The sequence below is a fragment of the Methanosarcina flavescens genome (genome assembly GCF_001304615.2).
GTDB classification, from domain to species: Archaea; Halobacteriota; Methanosarcinia; order Methanosarcinales; family Methanosarcinaceae; genus Methanosarcina; species Methanosarcina flavescens.
The window spans coordinates 3,110,335-3,126,506 of the sequence record NZ_CP032683.1 but is presented as its reverse complement, the minus strand read 5'-3'; the positions used below and the strand labels follow the sequence as shown (position 1 = coordinate 3,126,506).

General features: G+C 41.2%; 10 protein-coding genes and 1 pseudogene. 4 read left to right on the top strand and 7 right to left on the bottom strand.

The window, feature by feature from the left end:
* Positions 1–870: 870 nt before the first annotated feature.
* Positions 871–1,791 carry a mechanosensitive ion channel family protein gene (locus AOB57_RS13640; protein ID WP_054298165.1) on the bottom strand — a complete coding sequence of 307 codons (921 nt, stop codon included), beginning with the start codon at positions 1,789–1,791 and terminating at the stop codon, positions 871–873.
* A gap of 274 nt (positions 1,792–2,065) precedes the next feature.
* Between AOB57_RS13640 and corA the strand changes: the two genes are divergently transcribed.
* The 4 genes from corA (at position 2,066) to AOB57_RS13620 (ending at position 7,188) form a co-directional block, all read left to right on the top strand.
* Positions 2,066–3,151, top strand: a complete 1,086-nt coding sequence (gene corA / locus AOB57_RS13635) for a magnesium/cobalt transporter CorA (RefSeq protein ID WP_226999531.1) — start codon at positions 2,066–2,068, stop codon at positions 3,149–3,151.
* Between the two features lie 251 nt (positions 3,152–3,402).
* Entirely contained in the window at positions 3,403–4,152 is a 750-nt protein-coding gene (locus AOB57_RS13630) for a DUF432 domain-containing protein (protein ID WP_054298162.1), read from the top strand.
* Positions 4,140–5,048, top strand: a complete 909-nt coding sequence (locus tag AOB57_RS13625) for a mechanosensitive ion channel family protein (RefSeq protein ID WP_054298161.1) — start codon at positions 4,140–4,142, stop codon at positions 5,046–5,048. The genes AOB57_RS13630 and AOB57_RS13625 overlap by 13 nt, the downstream gene beginning before the upstream one ends.
* A 166-nt stretch (positions 5,049–5,214) precedes the next feature.
* Positions 5,215–7,188 carry a M3 family oligoendopeptidase gene (locus tag AOB57_RS13620; RefSeq protein WP_082384098.1) on the top strand — a complete coding sequence of 658 codons (1,974 nt, stop codon included), beginning with the start codon at positions 5,215–5,217 and terminating at the stop codon, positions 7,186–7,188.
* Positions 7,189–7,282: 94 nt separating this feature from the next.
* Here the strand turns inward: AOB57_RS13620 and AOB57_RS13615 are convergent, their stop codons facing one another.
* The 6 genes and pseudogenes from AOB57_RS13615 to AOB57_RS13590 form a co-directional block, all read right to left on the bottom strand.
* A complete protein-coding gene (locus AOB57_RS13615; RefSeq protein ID WP_226999530.1) occupies positions 7,283–7,912 on the bottom strand; it encodes a cysteine hydrolase family protein in 630 nt (209 codons plus the stop codon).
* A 167-nt stretch (positions 7,913–8,079) separates the two neighbouring features.
* Entirely contained in the window at positions 8,080–10,608 is a 2,529-nt protein-coding gene (locus AOB57_RS13610; RefSeq protein ID WP_167829684.1) for a PocR ligand-binding domain-containing protein, read from the bottom strand.
* A gap of 144 nt (positions 10,609–10,752) precedes the next feature.
* Positions 10,753–11,277: pseudogene (locus AOB57_RS14720) on the bottom strand (MEDS domain-containing protein); the annotation flags it as partial.
* A 344-nt stretch (positions 11,278–11,621) separates the two neighbouring features.
* Positions 11,622–12,383: a UPF0280 family protein gene (locus AOB57_RS13600; protein ID WP_054298158.1), complete on the bottom strand. Its 762-nt coding sequence runs from the start codon at positions 12,381–12,383 to the stop codon at positions 11,622–11,624.
* Positions 12,384–12,584: 201 nt separating this feature from the next.
* On the bottom strand, positions 12,585–14,567 hold the full coding sequence (locus AOB57_RS13595; RefSeq protein WP_054298156.1) for a DUF460 domain-containing protein: 1,983 nt from the start codon (positions 14,565–14,567) through the stop codon (positions 12,585–12,587).
* A 305-nt stretch (positions 14,568–14,872) separates the two neighbouring features.
* The gene (locus AOB57_RS13590; protein WP_054298155.1) at positions 14,873–15,982 is read right to left on the bottom strand and encodes a serine/threonine-protein kinase RIO2; all 1,110 of its coding nucleotides are present in this window, start codon (positions 15,980–15,982) and stop codon (positions 14,873–14,875) included.
* Positions 15,983–16,172: the final 190 nt, after the last annotated feature.

The window sequence follows — 16,172 nt, the reverse complement described above, 5'->3', positions numbered from 1 at the left end:
AGGTAAAGTTACCTTCAGTTAGATTTACTGTGTCATTATACAGTACGGTTGCTCCTCTCGATATATTTCCTGTCAGATTCGTCGTAATTGTTGCTTCGCCGTCTTGCGCAGAAGCGGTGCAGGCAGCTGCACCTACCAGTAGTAAAAGAATTAAAGTATAAACTACAAGATTTAATCCTGATCTAATTCCAGATTCCCCCGCTTATATCCTTTTAGCAGACAACAATCCCTCACGTTAGAGCTGTATCCCCATTTTGGTCTGCTTAAAGATTTATTTTATGTGAATATGTATGATTTCCAAATTTATATATCATACAAAAAGTACTTGTATTTTCTTATTAATATTATTTTATAATGAATAATGCGGATTTTATAAAATTTATTTGAGCTCTTATAATTTGAAGAATCTTTCAGATCCTTTTTATGGCTCTGGTTTCTTTATTCGATATCGCCTACAAGAAGAGTTCTTTTATTCATGTTTCAGGATATAAAGACATTATTCTTTTCTGTCCTCTTCTATGCTGGCCAAAATTAATTAGTGATCAATTGAAAAATCTCAGCTGTAAAAGAATGAATCTTAAATATATAATTATTATTTTAGAATAGCATCTAAAAAATAGTCTGCCAATGTTAGAAAGAAGTTGATTATCAGATAAATAATGTTAGAAAACAGTCGACTATCTGATAAATATTGCTTTATTTATATATTATTCTCTCTATAATGGATTGCAGTTGTGGTTTTATCCTTGATAGGACTGATCAGTCAAAACAAATTCGGTCAATTAGGATTGTTTTCGTCTGTATTGACTAATCTGTATTGATACAATCAGGATGCAAAAAGAAGAGCTCAAAAATTAATAAAAGGAAGGGTTACTTCCTTTCTCTCGCATAGGCAATAAGCGCATCTTTAACTCCATACTTGAATGCGACCACGATTGCAACTCCCCATGCCAGCGGCCTGAAGAATATGTATACTATGGTGGTATCAATTAGCATGGTGTCCAGGGCAACCAGAATCACAATGAGAAGCAGGAAGCCCCTCAGGAGCGGAATAATTATATCTGCTCCTTCTATATTCATGCCTCTGACAGTATTGCTCAGGTAGTCCATCACTATATCAATAGCAAGAATCCCTATTACAAGGATCAGGATACCCACAAGGACACGTGGCAGGTACAGAGTAATATCTCTCAGCAGATCGGTAATCATGGTCTGTTGCAGGATATCAAACGCGGCGGTAAGGAAAATCAGGTATCCGAATATCCTGACTATTCCAGCTATTACCTTTGAGACTGTCAGCCCTCCAGATCTGAGAGAGGCTCCAATAGGGGTCTGCTCAAATTTCTCGTCTACTCCAGCCGATATAAGCAGCTTCTCGAGCAAATCGCTGACAAAATCCACAATCAGCAATCCTATGAGCAGGACAACAATAGCCGAGATAATAAGCGGGATGTAGTATATTACAAGATTGACGAAATCATTCACAACGTCAATATTCAGAAGATCCAGAATGATTATGGCAAAGATGATATAAATAAACCACCGGATAACTGCATCAAAAAAGGCGACTGTACTCATCTGTGCCCTTCTTAACATCCCACCTATAACAGTTCTGTCAATGAGTTCATCCAGTCCTATTCTATCCAGTATCTTTGCGCCAATCCTTCCAAGGAATTTCCCCAATATTGTTCCTATTATAATTAAAAGAATTATGGCTACTAATGTCGGAATAAATGCTATGAATTGATCTATCATGCTGTATAAGCTATCCATAATTTCTGTTTCAACCATATTAACCACCCCATGCTGCAGTTCTAGAACTGATGATCTTTCCAAATTCCCCAATTATTGGAAAAGATCTGTATATATTTAATATATTATTCTATTAAATATATAATACATATATTTATCTGCAGGCATATAAAAAATTTATTTCAAGTTGAAAATTCTGTTGCATTAAAAATAAGACAGAATAACTCAAAAGTATAAAAGTTGTTCGAGTAAAAAGTTGTGCACAAGCTTAAATCAATGAAGTTTTAATTAATGAATAATCTATTTTATTAGAATGTGGGGCAGAGAAACACGCATGGGGTCTTTTAAAAGAAGAGGGTCAAAAACCGGACTTGCACCTGGAACACTTGTCCATGTGGGAGAAAAGAAGGTCGAAAAGGTAGAAATCCGGGTCCTGGCTTATAACAGTGATAAGCTTATAGAACGAGAGCTGGAGACCATTGAGGAATGCATGGAGTTTAAGAACCTGCCCCATCTCAATTTATGGATAAATGTGGATGGGCTGGACAGAATAGACATTATAGAAAAGCTCGGGAGTTATTTCAATATCCATCCCCTTACCCTCGAAGATGTGCTCAACACAGGGCAGCGACCTAAGACTGAAGATTACGGATCGTATATTTATACGGTTTTAAAAATGATGCTCCTTGATAAGGAAAAGAAAGCGATCATTCTAGATCAGGTAAGCATCATCATTGGACCCAATTATATCCTCTCTTTTCAGGAAAGGCATTGGGATGCTTTTGATCCTGTGCGGGAAAGATTTGTAAATCCGGCTTCCCGCCTGCGAAAAACCGGGGTGGATTATCTTGCCTACAGCCTAATTGATACAGTTGTCGATAATTACTTTTCGATACTTGAGTACTTCGGGGACGAAATCGAAGATCTTGAAGAAGGGCTGGTAATACAGCCAAGGCCTGAAACTCTCAAGACTATCCAGAAATATAAAAGGGATATGATTACTCTCCGTAAAGCAGTCTGGCCCCTCCGAGAGATGATAAATGGCTTGCAGAGGATCGAGTCAGATCTTATCAAAGAGACTACCCGCATTTACCTGAGAGATGTTTATGACCATACAATCCAGGTAATTGATTCAGTCGAGGATTTCCGGGATATTCTATCTTCAATGGTAGATATCTACCTTTCCAGTGTAAGCTACAGGATGAACGACATCATGAAGGTTCTGACCGTTATAGCAACGATTTTCATTCCCCTCACTTTCATAGCAGGCGTTTATGGCATGAATTTCAAATACATGCCTGAACTTGAATGGCGATGGGGTTATCCGGCAGTAATGTTTGGAATGACTATTCTGGGAGTCAGTATGTTTCTTTATTTTAAAAAAAGGAAATGGGTTTGACTTTCTTTTTTCCAGGTATACTGCTTTTCTCTTTTGTTCTTTTTCGTGCCTTCATAGTTTTCTCTCCCAGCAGACCTTCTTCCTTTGTTTCTTATCAGGCGTTTTTCTTCTTTTCTGCTTCCTGCCTGCTTTTTCCTCTTTGCTTTTCCCCTCATTATCCAGGAAAGGGTTTATCTATAAAAATTTTTATAATGTTATAAGTCTATATTAAGAGATTCAGGAAATTATCAAAATTTTAATTCCGGATTATTATGTACGGTTATTATAAACCCCCGTTCTCAGTAGAGCAGGAAGGGATTTCGATCTCTGTGGAAAACGACGGAGAGCACTGGATATACAGAAGGACGCTTGGAACCGATAAAGTAGAGAAGATTATCCTTGCGGATGGAAAACGCCTGATAATAAATCCGGTGGAACCCCTGAATACACCTAAAGAAATTACTCCAAACCTGCTTATTGAGTTTGAAAAAACCCTGCTTCTTGCAGGAGGAGCAAAAAGAAGAATTTTCCTTACTTTCCCGATAGAGATAGGCGTTTTTATCTCGGATAAGGGAGACAGGAATATTCAGCTTCTGGATGTGATGACACTGGCGAGACAGAAATTTACCCTTTATGGGGAGGTTTCAAATGGAGTTCTCTGTAAGCACTGGAAAAGCAAGATATATTCAATTTCTCCTTCCCCCAATTCTCTACAGGAGGGAATTATGGAATTGACCCTTCGAAATACCTCCTCGGATTGGGCGTCCATCTCAAAGGCGGTTTTCAGTGCATATGGTATGAAACTTTATTATGGGAGTGATGGTGATGCTTTCATGCGGGCACGTATGGATATTCTCAACAGGAACACGGCTGAAACTAGTTTTGAATTGCAGCATATTAGTGGGGAGCTAAAAAGCAGCCCTCTAAGAGATTTTAAAGCCAGAAAAGAAGCTTTCGGGGTCTATAGTCTTCAGAAACTTGGTTTTGTACCTCCCAAGTTTTACATGGGGTGGGGCTTTTGATTACGGATCTCGATTTTCTTGATATCAGCCTGCCTATTTCAGACGGTACCGTAACTCTGGGATCGGTGCTAAAGTTTATTCTAATTCTTTCTTTTTCAACACTCATTGCCAAAATTCTCTCGCTTTACCTGCGCAGGTCTCTCAAAGATAGAGTCAGTAAGGATATGTGTGAGACTATAATTAAGATCTTTTACTACGGTATGCTTACTATTGTATTTCTTTCTAATCTATCTCTAATAGGAATTAATCCCTCAGCTCTTCTGGTTGCGGGAGGAGTCACAGGTATCATTCTCGGTTTTGCAAGCCAGAACATTGTGGGAAACCTGATCTCGGGGTTTTTCCTTATGGTCGAGAGGCCAATAAAGATTGGAGACCAGGTTGAGATAAGCGGAATTTCAGGCTATGTAACCGATATTCGTATAATTTCAACAATTATAAGGACTTATGACGGGCTCCTTGTCCGCCTGCCCAACCAGCAGGTCTTTACCACAAATATCACAAATATTGTCGGGCATCCTGTCAGGCGGTTTGAATATACAATAAGGATCCGCTACAGTGACGACGCAGATACCGCAATCTTTCTCATCAAAGACCTTATCGACAAAGAGCCTTTTGCTCTCCTGAATCCCCCTCCTTCGATTTTCGTAAGTGATTTTGGGGACAGCTCGGTAAATCTTACTGTCAGGATCTGGGCGCCTGTGAGTGAATGGTTCGGAATAAAAACCAGAGTCCTATGGAATATAAAAAAGACTCTGGAGGATTATGGTATAGAAGTTCCTTTACCGCAGCGTATAGTTCGTATCCAGTCCGATCCAAAGAAAATCCCTGAAGAAATGATGCCGCCGGAAAAGCAAATCGAGAGTGTAATAAATTATGAGGAAAGGGTTTTATCCTGAGTGAACCTGTTAATACACTCTAAAGGATATTCATTCCGTTAACTCTCACAATCCTGCAATTGATTAAAAATTCAAATTGCTCTATTAGCATGCAATAAATCATATCAATGCTAATAATTGAATATAATAAATAGTTTTTCTATATTATAGCAGGGGTAGCTTTTTTATGAATTCAGTTAAAAGGCTTATATCCTCAGGAAAATTAAAAGGGTCCCTCGCTCTCGGAGCATTGCTGTCCTTTGCAGTTTTTCCGGAAGGCAGGGCTTCGGAAACGACAGAAAGATCTTCTGAAATCACAAGCGAGAAATCTGCATCAGAGGAGCTTAATCCCGATGAGGTTACGACGGAATGGAATGATACATACCTTTTTAGCAGCAGGGAAGATGCTTCGAAAGAGCTTGAGAGACTGAAAAAGAAACCACAAGAGATAAACGAAACTTTCCGTCCAAAATTTGAAAAGCTGTCGGGGTCTGATTTACTTGATTTTCTGGAAAGTGAAAAGGAGTATTCAAAATCGCTGGAGATTCTGTACACCTACGCACATACTCAGCTCAGTAAAAACGTGAACGAGCCGTTTTTTATTTCCCTGGTAAGGGGTATTCAGGATCTGTTTACCGAATACAGGAAAGCTATAGCCTTTTCAGCTGTAAAATTGACCTCGCTCGGGAAGGAGGAATGGGACAGGCTCTTTTCCGAAGAGCCCGGACTTGAATTCTACAGGGCTTATCTTGAAGCCAGCTATATTAGGTTTGCAGAACACAGGCCAGTGAATGAGTCTCAGGCTATGTATCTCGCTGAACTCGAAAACCAGCGCATGAAACTTGAGACAGAAGCTCTTTCGCAAATAACGAACAAAGTCACAAAGGCAGGAGAAATAACACTTGAGAACGGAGAGAAATTTTCCATCAATTCTCAGTCTTACAATACCCTACTTTCAACCGACCCGAGCCGGGAAAACAGGAGAAGGTGTTATGACAAGAGGTTCTACCACCTGATAAACGAGTCAGATTCCATGGCAGCCCTTTATTCAAGAAAATCCCGGCTTGACGATCTTGTTGCAAGGGAGCTTAAATACGCGGACTTCTATGATAATACCCTGTATAACTCCTATCTTACCCATGCTCAGATTGATGACATGAACGCAGTTTTCAAGCAGAGAAAAGGGGTATTTGAGGACTATAACGAATTCAGGAGGAAAAAACTAGGGGTTGATGTGCTAAAACCGTACGATCTTATGCTGCAACTGACAGATCAACCCGGGAAAAAGTATGCTTACATAGATGCCTTAAAAGAAGTTCAGAAATCCTATTCGAGGATGGATCCGAGCTTTAAAGAAATCTTCTTAAAAATGGTAACTGGCAGCTTCATAGACGTATATCCTGACCCTGAACACGGAAAACAGCCAGGAAGCTACTGTACCAACTCATGCGCCCTGAAAGCTCCGCCCCTTATCTTTATGAACTACGATGGCCTTTTAAGAGACCAGAAAACTCTGATACATGAGCTGGGACATGCTGTTAATTTCTATCTAATGAGCAATTCCGTAGACTACCTTTACTGCTCAGGCACGATCTACGAGATGGAGATCCCTTCCACTTTTAACGAAGAACTTTTTGTTGATCACGTTGTCGAAACTTCGGACAGGGCTACCGCAATTGCCGTGCTTTCCCAGCAAATCGACGATTACCAGAATTTCTTCACCAGGCAGCCGCTAATCACGGAATTCGAATATAAAGCGCATAAGCTGTGTGTAGAAAAAGAAAACATAACCGGAGCAGAACTCAATGCCATCTGGACGAGCCTATCAAAAGAGTACAGGAGCCCTTCAGTTGAGTATTACCCTGAAGATTCTGCGGAATGGACCTACATCAACCATATTTACCTGACAAGCAACTACTATACCTTCAATTACGCAGTTTCGAAGGCAATAACCCTCGCTCTCTTCAAACAGTACAGGAAAGATCCCGAAACTTTCAATAAAAACTATATAGCGTACCTTTCGGCAGGTTCCACAATGCCTCCTGAAGCAAAACTCAGGAAACACTTCGGGATCGAAATCAACAGGCAACTTTTTGAAGATGCCATGGACGTCGTGGAATCAAGGATTCAGGAATTGCATAAACTGGCAGAGGAAGAGTAAGCCTGAAAAAATTATATTTAAAGAAATGGTAACTCGGATACGAAGAAAAAGTATAAAGAGAAATGAGAAGAAGCCAGTAAGGGCTTTATTGCTCTTATATCCTTTCCTCAAGTGCGTCCCTGATCGTTTTCACGGTCAGGGCACCTGGTGTCCCTTTCATATTATGGGGCGGCCAGGCTCCTGATTTTATTTCTTCAGAGTTTTCGTCGTGCTCGTCTTCGAGAAGCAGTATAACTTTTATGTCGTCCGGAATATCATCAACCATTTTTGCACCGCATTCCGTAAGTTCCCTGAAGGCTTCTCTCCCTTTTTCTTTATTGAAAGGTGCTGTACACCCTTTTACGATATTTGTTTTAAAACCCCTTTCAAGGAAACCCATGCTGTTAATGTATATGCAGACTTCCTCAACCAGACCTGTTATGAAGACTTCATTGATTCCAAGCTCTGCAATTTTCAGTTCGAGTTCGGGATTCATAAAGGCGCTGGCATGATCTTTCGGAAGCCTGAAGACGCTGACTGTTCCCCCTTTTACTACTTTTATTACCAGCTTGGCTATATTGTCAACGATCGCTTTTCCCATCGGGGCTACAAGTTTTCCCTCATATAACGTCCCTTCATAATCGTATGTGTCATAGACAAAATCGTTAGTCATATCTATAATAACCAGAGCTTTCAAAGTTTCACCTTTTTCTACTGATCCCATGCCAGGCTCATCCCTTGTCAATGTTATCTGTATTTTTTTCTCTATCTGTAAATTACTGTACGAATAACATAAATCTATTTTGGAACTACAGTACAGCTTTCTTAGACTTAGCCTTTTAAATTCTATAGCTGCCAGGCGCTGAGAAGATCATTCGGGATTGCAAAGTAATAGAAAAACACTTATCATTTCTATACCTTTATTTTTATGTCAAATTCCGTACCATTATTCCTTTTTAACTCGATTTCACCGTTTAACTGATCTACAAGAATATTTACAAGTTGTAGACCAAGAGTATCCGAATTTTCCAAACAAATCTCTTCAGGAATGCCCACTCCGTTATCTGAGATAATCAGGGTATACTCTGCACCTTTTCCAGTAATTTCTTTATCATTATTATCTGCTGAATTTTCGGCTTTTTCTTCTTTGAATAATATAATCCGAATTTCTCCTCTATTCCTGTCTGGAAATGCATATTTTAACGAATTAGAGACAAGCTCATTGACAATTATTCCCAGTGGGACAGCAATATCCATGTCAAAGAAGATATTGTCTTCAAGATCCATCTTTAAGTTAATATCGGCATTCCCAAGGCTGTATGTCTGGAAAAGATTCTCAACGAGCTTTTCAAGATACTGTGAAAAATACAGTGTATTGTCTCCTCCACCTTCATGCAACTCTTCATGAATCAGGGCAATAGACATTATTCTGTCCTGACTTTCCTGAAAAGCGTTAAGGACATCAGATTCTTCAACGCATTTCCTGTTACTGAGATTTTCAGCCTGAAGATCCAGGAGAGAAGAGATCACCTGCAGGTTATTTTTAATCCTGTGATGAATCTCCTTTTTGCGGGCAATTTCAAGGCTTAAAAGAGCTTTTTCGGCTTTTTTGCGTTCAGTAATATCCTGAACTATTCCTTTTACTTTAATGGGAGTATTTTTTTCATCGAAAATAACTTCAGACTGAGTCTGGACTATCCTTTCTTCTCCGTTGTCCTGGGCAATCCTGTACTCAATACCGTGAAGTCTTGAACTTACGGCTTCTTTAAGGGTATTATCCACATAATCTCGATCATCGGGATGTATATAACTTAGATACTCATTATAAGACGGTGCCAGTTTTTTAGGATCTCGCCCGAATATACGATACATCTCCTCAGACCAGTATGCTTTATCAGTCTTAATATTCCATTCCCAGCTTCCTATATGAGCCATCATTTGAGCTTCAGCAAGACCTTTTTCACTTTCTTTTAACGAAATATAAGCTTTCTCAAGTTCTTCAGTCCTTTTTTCAACTAATTTTTCCAGATTATCAAGTGTTTCTTTCAACCCGATCTCTGCTTTTTTTATATCTGTAATATCCCGTGAGATAGCAAGAGCTGATATCACCTCACCGTCAATAAACTCGGGTACTATTCTGGTATTAAAATAATATTTTTTTCCATCAGGTGATTTATATCGGGATTCGATTTCTTCAGGTTTACCTGTAATGAAAACATTTTCAATATGCTTTTCCCAGAACTTTACTATCTCAGGGTCCATTCCCAGTTCACTGCTGGTTTTTCCCATGATTTCTTCCGGAAGGTAACCAACAGGTTCTGCAGCAGCAGGATTAACATATATGTAGCGCTTTTGTCTATCATAGCGAGCAATCACGTCAGGGGAATTCTCAGCCAGCGTTCGGAACTCGTTCTCACTTCTAACCAGTGCTTCTTCTGCTTTTTTACGTTCTGTAATATCTATAAATGCAGAAATTGATCCGCGCAGGTTTCCCTGTTCGTCACGCAGAGGCCTGGCATTGCCCAATACGTGCCGTGTTTTGCCGTCAGAAGATACGATATCCAGCTCGCAGTTGTCTACCTCTATGCCTGTAGCTGCCATCTGCGACGGCATTTTTTCTGGTTGGATCTCCACCCCATTCTTGAATAGCTTAAACATCTCGGGTCTCTCTCCTTCAGGAGCGGACTTGGAGAAATTTGTACCCACAGGAATCCGTAACCACTCATATGAGAGCCGGTTGCCAGTTATCTTAAGTGCCTGGGGATCGTGTGTAATATACACAGCTACAGGGACAGTATCCAGTAATACTGACAGCTCATCTGAGCGAGTCCGCTCACGTTTCTCACTCTCCTGCAGTGCGTCAACAAGTTTACTGCGTTCAGCCAGCAATTTGGCTAGCTTTATATTGTTATAGCTTAGCTGCGAGATCATATTGGCAAACGTCATGAGGAAGGACATGCCTGTGTTCACGGCTTCCCTGCTCAACCGTGGGACTTTCTCAAGCGCTGCAAGGTATTCTTCCTCATTGAAGCCGTATTTTCTGGCCTGAGATCGGAAAAGTTCATAGTCAAGAGGCTCGTCCTCAAAAAAGAATTGCCCTGAGAAGATATAACCGACATGCTGGTCGCCTACCATAATGGGAGTCACTATATCCCACATGTTGTTCTTGCACTTGTACATCTTAAACTCGCCAGGAAAAACTCCTGAAGACAGTTTTGTGTCGCTTTCCGTGCAGTGCTTGCAGGTTTCAGAATGAACTCTGTGGAATTTCGTGCAGATGTCCTGCCATCCGACACTTACCAGAACATTGCCTTTGAGATCGTTCAGACTGATGGGAATGTGAGCAAGCTTATAGAAATCCTCCATAAGAGACTGTATAGCCTGGATATCAATAATATCGGCAAACTCCAGGTTTATCGTCTCCCTATCATGTGAGAGCATATTTGCCGGCTTCAACCTGATACTCTGCTTGTTCTGGGGAGGAGTCTTCTCGATTCTTTTATGCCAGTTGAGATTTTTCCTCCCGGAGTTATCTACCTGCTCCCATTTTCCTTCCTTTTTAACCAGACTGAACTGGTGGTTTGTGGCAATATCTAAGGCTTCTGTTACATCGTGTGCATCAAGAGAATAGGTACATAAAGATATTATACGGTAGTTGCTAACAACATCATTCGCTTTTCTCTCATAATTAACAAAATTTCCCCAATCCTCCTTTTTTAGCCAGGAAAAGCTCCAGCTAAATCTCACTCCTTCATAGCCATTTTCCTGGGCTTGACTGAGTTTTTCAATCCAGCCATTTAAAGCTCTCTCCGAGTCAAGAATATTTTCTTTTACATACCAGTAAGTGTAGGGAATAATTTATATCTGGCCATTTTTGAGATAAACATCAAAGTCAGGGACAGCTTTCCTTAAGGCTTCTTCTGCTTCTTCAGCACGCAGCGGATATGCTGTGATCCACAGGCAAAGTTCATTACTCTCCAGTCCTGCTTTAAAATAGGGAATAAGTACTTCCGTCAAATCATCCTTTGTCCGATAGAATTGACAAAAATGTGCTCCCCAGGGCAGATCTCCAATGATATCAATACCGGATCTTCTCAGTTTTTCACTCATTCTATATCTTTCCCCACAATTAATGATAACCTTTAAATATTTATTTAATTGCTAGTATGTAATTTAGTTTTTGAGATGAGACAGTTTTTCTGATATATCTAGTAAATAGCAGAAAGGGTAAATTAGCAGAATATTCCCTAGAATATGTACAAAAACAGGGTCGGTATACTTTATAATTTTAATATTTATTTAAAAATAAATCTGATATTGTATTAGTTTTTTGCCCTGGCTTCATGCAGAATCAAGTTAAAAGGCCATTTTACTACATGCATAGCTAATAAAAAGTGCTTTGAATATATAAAAGCCGTGATAAATTTCATGTGAGTATCCTGTTTTAAAAATACTTACGCTTTAGTTATATGTTCATACCTAATATCAGCCCTTGTAATTTCTGGTAACTGACCCCACATGCCAATGTATTCTCCCTGAATCACAAGTGCCCCTCTTATTCCCGGAATTCCCTTCACAGCTCTGAAAGAAGCCTCTACGGATTCCTTGCCTATGCCCACCTCATTTCCAAGAGCAGTTGCAGCCGCATCTGCCAGGGAAACGTCGTCCGAGAACACAGCCGCTGCATCCGCCATCCCAAAGTTTATCGAGGGCCCAACTGTACCGGCTGAAGTGCATACGCCTGTAATCGAGTGTCGGGGCTCGAATATCAGACCTAGATTTTTAATAGCGGATTGTCCAGCATAGATCCCTACCACAACAGGCCTGTCGTTAATAAGTGCAATATCTCCGCCATTATCAACAATTGCGTACCTAGCTCCTGCATTAACCATAGCTTCCACTGCAAGCGCCGAAATCGTACCTGCAACCGCACTCATAGGACCTATTCCCATAGTGTTTCCGGCTTTTACCATTCTCTTTACAATCTCAGGAGCATTTTTCGGGCATTCATAGGGCTCAAGAGTAAGCCGAAAATAAGGATCGGAAAGAATGTAAGTCTCAAGGGCTGCCCTGTGGATGCGGATCGCTTCTTTTGCAGCTTCGATATGAGCCTGGTCATCAGCCGCAATAGTAACTATGGTTTCCCTGAGCTGGAAATGCTCTTTAATCGGGGCATGGTCAGGTTCTTCAGCTGGCTTTTTTACGGGATATGGCATGTTGACCCAGATAGAATTTATTACTTAAAAAAGGTGCCGTAAATATGTTTGATCACAAACTTTTTAGAAAAAAATTTGATCAAAAACCATGCTTTAATTAAAACAGCGTGATCAAACGGCGCAACGCTTGGTGATAAACCGGCGCAACGGTTTCGGCACAACAGCTTTAGGTTAACGGCTTGGAGGTTAAAAGGAGGCTCTCTAAACAAGGCCCCTGCGCCTTTCACTTTTATATTCTTCAAAGAGGCTTTGCAGTTCGTCCTGTTTGGCTTTGTGCCGTTTTGCGTCGGCTTCTTTTTCCCAGGCTGCGATTGCGGCTTTTAGAGTTTCGGGATCAGCCATTGCAAAATCTTCGGCCCTTTCTAACGGAATGTCTTTTAAAACCGGCACGTCCCCTTTGAAGAAGGTCTCGTTGGCTGCGTGCGAAATGTCCTCAGGGATAAGTACGGCACGGACTCCGGCTTCTACAAGAATCTGGGCTGTTGCAGCCCCGCCTCCGCTTGGGGTTTCCAGGAAAACGACGTCGCCTGCCTTAAGCCCATATTTTTCCTTTGTTTCGGCAATTGATTCCTTAGTAAAAGCGGCAATAACTTTGACAGCCGTACCTTCTCCACGTACTTCCATCTTCTGGATTTTACGCAGTTTGTTACTTCTGCGCCGCAGCTCTTTTATAGTTTTGCTTTTTTTGCTTACTTCTTTTTTCAAGCTTTCAATGATCTCATCCCGGTTCTGGATTTCTTTTGATTTCCGGATTTCGCTGTAGGCTTCCTTTTTGAAGCTATTCAACCTTGATTCAAGTTTTGAGATTTTCCTGTCTTTTGCGATCAGTTCTTCTTTTAATTCCTCAAGGTATTCCTGCAGGTTCTGAATCTGCTCGCTCTGCCGCTGGATAGTTTCCCTCATTTTCAGGAGGGTTTCATCAATTGCCCTGTCCTCTGGCTTTTCAGCACGCTCTTTTGGCTTTGATTTCTCAGGCTCACCTGAAGCCTGGACTTTTTCAATTGCAGCCTCTATTGGAATTCCATGGATTACGTGGAATTTTATCAGCTCGATATCGGCATTCTGCGGAGCTTTCTTTTCAATTCGGGTAAAGATATTCTTGTAACTCCTGTAAGTAAGGAGAGCCGCAGTCAGTGCATCTCTTTCATGGTCATTGGAGTAGCCAAAGGTCTTCCCAAGTGCAATTTTTTCTTCGGCAGAAACTTCGATCCCAGGACTTGCAGGCACAGCATTGAAACTCCTTCTAATTTTCTCAACCGAGCTCGGCATAGGAGTTACATCACTGGCAATGACTGCAGGTTTTCCATATTCTGCAATAAGTTTGACCACCTCATCAGGTGCTATTCCTCTGAAGCTTTTCAAGTAGAGAAGGTCTCCGTCAAGTGAGAGGATGGCTATTCCTACGGTTGTTCCGGGGTCAATTCCCACGATTGTAAATTTACGCCTCGAGTTCTTCGGTTTAAGAGGAACATACCGGATTTTATCGCGTTCAACGCTTCTTACGCTTACCTGAGCATCATTGCTTGCCATTGGGTGTATCGGTATCTCTCCGCGTTTTGCATAAACAGTGAATTCAGACCTGACATAGCCTCCGAAGCCTTTTACATTTACGGCTTCGAACCTGATGCCTTTTTCCCTGGATAGATCTCTCAGGGTATTTTCAATTTCTCTACTCCTTTGCAGCACAGCTCCGTGTACCTTCCTACGGTACCGATTCTGGCTCCAGCCTCCCCTTCCCAGGGAACGGGCTCTGCTGACTTTAATCTTTGTGATGTCTTCAAAAAGGGAAACCTCATGCCCAACTCCCATGTCCGCAAGGCGGGCACATGCTTCAGCTTCTTCATTCGGGTTTTCGGGATCAAAAGAAAAACCATGTTTTCGTGCAAGCCTGACAAGCGGTTCAGGATGCAGCCCACCTGTGACCTGAACAAGTTTAACTCCCTCAGGCAGTCGTTCCATAAGAGAAAGAAGCTCATTCCTATCGGCTGCAAGCTCGAAAATATTATCAACAGCTATTATCTCCGGCCTTTCTTTCTGGATCATGTTAAAGATCTTCTGGCGACGGAGCATACTTTGATGGGAAACTTCACCATCTTTTAGGATAGCAAGTGCATATCTGGGAAGTTCCCTTGCCCTGGAAGAGCCCCGGGCAATATCAATCCCATAGATAATCCTTTTTTGCATGAGCGTCTATATTTTATTTTTTGTAGAATATATATTTAACTGTACTTGTTTTTATTATATAAATCTATTTATTTATCTGATTCCTAAAGTTATTTTCACGCTTCCTCAGAAGACAAAAATAGTCGGAATCTTATACTCTCTACTATTTGCCCATTCTGGAATTCTCTGCCTTCAGATCTATTTTTTTATCTGAATTTTAATGAAAACAAAATCGGTTTATTGCGAGGCGTAAAACCCTGAGTCATTAGCTCAGGGGATATAAGCGTCAACTCAGTTGTTTTTGAGGCAGCTTTCTCGTAGTCCTGTTATTTTAAATCTTTTGTTTCAGTTTCCTCGGCTTCAGTTTCCTCAGCCTCGAATTCCTCAGCTTCAAATTCTTCTGCTTCGAAATTTTCGACTTCAAAATCCTCATCCTGAAAAATATCCTCTTCAAAGGCTTCTTCTTCCTGGGCTTCTTCAAGATCAAGCTTCTCCACAGTACTAAGACCCCTAATTTCTTCGCCTTCTTCGCCCTCTGCGCTCCTGGCTGCCTGGTTCTTAATCTCCCGGATTGTTTCATCAAGCTCTCTTTTAATTTCGTACTTCCGGGAGAAGTGAGTCAGTATATTTGAAACGTCCCTTTCGAGGATTTCGTCAGCGTGAGGGTGTTCAAGAGTGATATACTGTGGCCAGTCGATAAGCTGGACACCATCTTCGGAAGCAAAGATATTATATTCACTTAAATCGGCGTGGATGACTCCCAGGGAATAGGTAATTTTCACCTGCTTGAGGATTTCATCTAGGTACCATTCGGGGTCAAGGAGTTTCGTTTTTGAGAGCAGGCTGCCCTTTGCAAGTTCCATGACTACAGCATGCCTGTTATGGTCAAATGGCTTCGGGATTGAAACTTTGGGATACAGCATAACCATGATGTCGTACTCCCGCTGAGCGGCAAGCCGGGCTGCATAGATCCAGGAAAAATGCTCTCTGTCTCCCAGATGTTCACGCACCCTCTTTATCTGTTTGAAACTGGTCCTGCCTTCTCTGTGAAATTTGATCACAACCGGGACAGGCTCTCCAATTGCAAGCTCGGGCGGCAGGATCGCTTCATAAATGACTGATTCCTTTCCTACTCCAATTTCATCCCCTATCGCACTGATACTTTTCCTTTTGACAAAAGCATTGAGAGCAAGAGCATCGTACCCTTCGAAGTATATCTGATAACCTTCATATGGCTGGGTAGTCCTTACCACAAGCTTATTCCGGACAAGTTTCTTTATTCTGTACTCCAGCTTTTCAAAAGGCAGCCTGGTGTACTTATTCAGCTCTTCAATTGGCACCCATTCAAAATGCTTCATTCCGGTTTCAATGCCAATAAGGATTCTGAAATCCTTTGAGTCAAGCTCCTTAAAAACCCTCAGCGCTTCGTCTATCATCCTGATAGTACAATATAACCCACGGTATTTAAATAATAACTGCCCCTCCCGAGTTTTTTAAGAAAAAGTTTGATCACAAGCCTTTTGAAAAAAGGCTTGAGCGAAAACCCCGAGCAACGGCGTGGCCAAGCGGCGCAACGGTTGGTGATAAACCGGTTCAACAGTTTCGGTCAAGCCTTTTCGTAAAAGG

Excerpts from the sequence above, each read along its gene's own strand:
- AOB57_RS13610 (WP_167829684.1), bottom strand. The coding sequence starts at position 10,608 with ATGCTCTCACATGATAGGGAGACGATAAACCTGGAGTTTGCCGATATT.
- AOB57_RS13600 (WP_054298158.1), bottom strand. The coding sequence starts at position 12,383 with ATGCCATATCCCGTAAAAAAGCCAGCTGAAGAACCTGACCATGCCCCG.
- AOB57_RS13640 (WP_054298165.1), bottom strand. The coding sequence starts at position 1,791 with ATGGTTGAAACAGAAATTATGGATAGCTTATACAGCATGATAGATCAA.
- AOB57_RS13595 (WP_054298156.1), bottom strand. The coding sequence starts at position 14,567 with ATGCAAAAAAGGATTATCTATGGGATTGATATTGCCCGGGGCTCTTCC.
- AOB57_RS13630 (WP_054298162.1), top strand. The coding sequence starts at position 3,403 with ATGTACGGTTATTATAAACCCCCGTTCTCAGTAGAGCAGGAAGGGATT.
- AOB57_RS13620 (WP_082384098.1), top strand. The coding sequence starts at position 5,215 with ATGAATTCAGTTAAAAGGCTTATATCCTCAGGAAAATTAAAAGGGTCC.
- AOB57_RS13590 (WP_054298155.1), bottom strand. The coding sequence starts at position 15,982 with ATGATAGACGAAGCGCTGAGGGTTTTTAAGGAGCTTGACTCAAAGGAT.
- corA (WP_226999531.1), top strand. The coding sequence starts at position 2,066 with ATGTGGGGCAGAGAAACACGCATGGGGTCTTTTAAAAGAAGAGGGTCA.